Source organism: Moorena sp. SIO1F2 (genome assembly GCF_010672755.1).
Classification (GTDB): Bacteria; Cyanobacteriota; Cyanobacteriia; order Cyanobacteriales; family Coleofasciculaceae; genus Moorena.
In genome coordinates this window covers 1-1,995 of record NZ_JAAHFV010000612.1, presented here as the reverse complement: position 1 = coordinate 1,995, position 1,995 = coordinate 1, and the positions used below count along the sequence as shown (strand labels likewise).

At 41.6% G+C, this 1,995-nt stretch carries 5 protein-coding genes; all 5 read left to right on the top strand.

All coding sequences use genetic code 11. The features are described 5' to 3' along the window. The first annotated feature begins 166 nt into the window (after positions 1–166). Entirely contained in the window at positions 167–439 is a 273-nt protein-coding gene (locus F6J94_RS33390; protein WP_081431411.1) for a hypothetical protein, read from the top strand. Next, a complete protein-coding gene (locus F6J94_RS33385; protein WP_293048152.1) occupies positions 385–780 on the top strand; it encodes a hypothetical protein in 396 nt (131 codons plus the stop codon). The genes F6J94_RS33390 and F6J94_RS33385 overlap by 55 nt, the downstream gene beginning before the upstream one ends. Before the next feature lie 21 nt (positions 781–801). Further along, complete coding sequence (locus tag F6J94_RS33380; RefSeq protein WP_293048149.1) at positions 802–999, top strand: tetratricopeptide repeat protein; 198 nt, start codon at positions 802–804, stop codon at positions 997–999. A 194-nt stretch (positions 1,000–1,193) separates the two neighbouring features. Further along, positions 1,194–1,439, top strand: a complete 246-nt coding sequence (locus F6J94_RS33375; protein ID WP_293048145.1) for a hypothetical protein — start codon at positions 1,194–1,196, stop codon at positions 1,437–1,439. Next, on the top strand, positions 1,408–1,965 hold the full coding sequence (locus tag F6J94_RS33370) for a CHAT domain-containing protein (RefSeq protein WP_293048142.1): 558 nt from the start codon (positions 1,408–1,410) through the stop codon (positions 1,963–1,965). Before F6J94_RS33375 ends, F6J94_RS33370 begins: the two co-directional genes overlap by 32 nt. Positions 1,966–1,995: the final 30 nt, after the last annotated feature.

Here is a 1,995-nt window from a genome sequence, read left to right as displayed (position 1 = left end):
TGTAGTTGCAGATGAAATGCATACGAGAATTCGCAGACCTCAAGTTTAATCCCCCTCTCCCAAGCAGCTTGTAAGGTGGGCAAAGACAGTTTGGTTCCAATGAGTATTAATGATTAGACTACTTTGCCCACCCTACTTTAACCATTAATATCTTACCAAGACAATTATGAAAACCATCCTAAATTTAGTCACCGTCGGATTACCCAGTTTATTGCTAGCACTGACAGCTACTCCTGCTTTAGCGATCGCATCCGGTGACCATCCCCAAGTCACTATTGCTCCGACCTTGCAAGCCCAAACTCCTCAGGCTACCAGTAAACTTAGTAAACTTAACCAAGGCAGAGCCTATTTCAACAGGGGACAATTTGCCCAAGCAGCGGAAATTTGGAAGCAGCCCAAGATTACGCAACTCGGGGTGACTCTCTCCATCAAGCCTTGAGTTTGAATTATCTATCCTTAGCTTACCAACACCTAAGTCAGTGGGATGTTGCCCAAACTGCTATTGAATCCAGCCTTAAGTTAGTCGAATCAGCTACCAGTAACAATCCTCTGCTGTGGGCGCAAATTCTTAATACCAAAGCCAGACTCCTTTTCCACACTGGACAAAACCAATCTGCCTTAGAAACATTTAAAAAAGCACAAACTTATAATCAAGGTGGAGATAAAATTGGTGCTTTGATTAGCAAAATTAACCAAGCTGAAGCCCTGCAAAGCTTAGGATTTTATAATCGTGCTAAACGTCTACTGGAAGAGATTAATCAACAATTAGCAACTACATAAAATTCTGCCGTTAAAGTAGGAATGCTCAGAAGTTTAGGCATCGCTTTACAAGTGTTGGGGGATGTAAAAGCTAGTAGAGAGGTACTCGAAGAAAGCTTATCTATTGCTCAGGGTCTGGAAGCAACTAACCAATTAGGCATTATCCTGTTGAGTTTAGGCAATACAGCCCTTGATGCTGGAGATAATTCAGTAGCATTAGATTACTTTAAACGGGCATAAAGTGCGAGTACTAATCCAGAATAAAAATTTAAAACTCGCCTCAACCAACTACGCCTTTATGTCCAATTGCCGCCTATACCGAAGCAGTCAAAGACTTGAAAAGCTTGCGCGGTGATTTGGTTTCCATTAATCCAGATATCCAGTTTTACTTCCGAAAAAGCGTTGAACCAGTATACCGAGAACTGGTATAATTCTTGTTAGACGGTAATCCTAGTCAAGAGGATATAAAAAAAGCACGCCAGGTCATTGAGGATTTACAATTAGCAGAACTGGATAACTTTTTCCGGCAAGCTTGTTTAGATGCCAATGTTGCCGAAATTGATCAGATTGACAGGTCAGCAACAGTAATTTACCCGATTATTTTGCCAGAACGTTTAGCTGTGATTGTCTCCGCCCCCGGTAAACCCATTGGCTATTACAGGGGTGAAGCAGGAAATTGAGCAAATTGCTAAAAAGTTGAACCCAGACTCAGTCATGCTCAATCAAGACTTCACTAGCGATAGAGTTTCCCAGGAAATAACCACTAAAACCTCCAATGTGATACACTTAGCTACTCATGGTCAGTTTAGCTCCAAAGCTGAGGAGACGTTTATACTAACCTGGGAAAATAAAATTAATGTCAAAGAATTAGAGCAACTGCTGCGTACTCAAGAATTGTTGGGAGAAGACAAAATTGATTTACTCGTTCTTAGTGCTTGTCAAACTGCTAAAGGGGACGATCAAGCGATGTTAGGGTTAGCGGGTTTTGCGATTAAATCGGGAGCGCGTTCTACCTTAGGGACATTGTGGAAAGTGCGTGATGACTCCACTGCTATATTCATCAACAAGTTTTACGAATACCTAAAACAGCCAGAAATCACCAAAGCAGAAGCTGTCAGAAAAGCCCAACTAGATTTAATTGGGGATAGCAAGTTTAATGAACCTCTGTTTTGGGCACCTTTTATTCTAGTCGGTAATTGGTTGTAAAGGGAATAGGGAGTAGGGAGTAGGGAGTAA

Bases quoted from the DNA above. Each gene is read 5' to 3' on its own strand.
- F6J94_RS33380 (WP_293048149.1), top strand. From the start codon at position 802: ATGCTCAGAAGTTTAGGCATCGCTTTACAAGTGTTGGGGGATGTAAAA.
- F6J94_RS33390 (WP_081431411.1), top strand. From the start codon at position 167: ATGAAAACCATCCTAAATTTAGTCACCGTCGGATTACCCAGTTTATTG.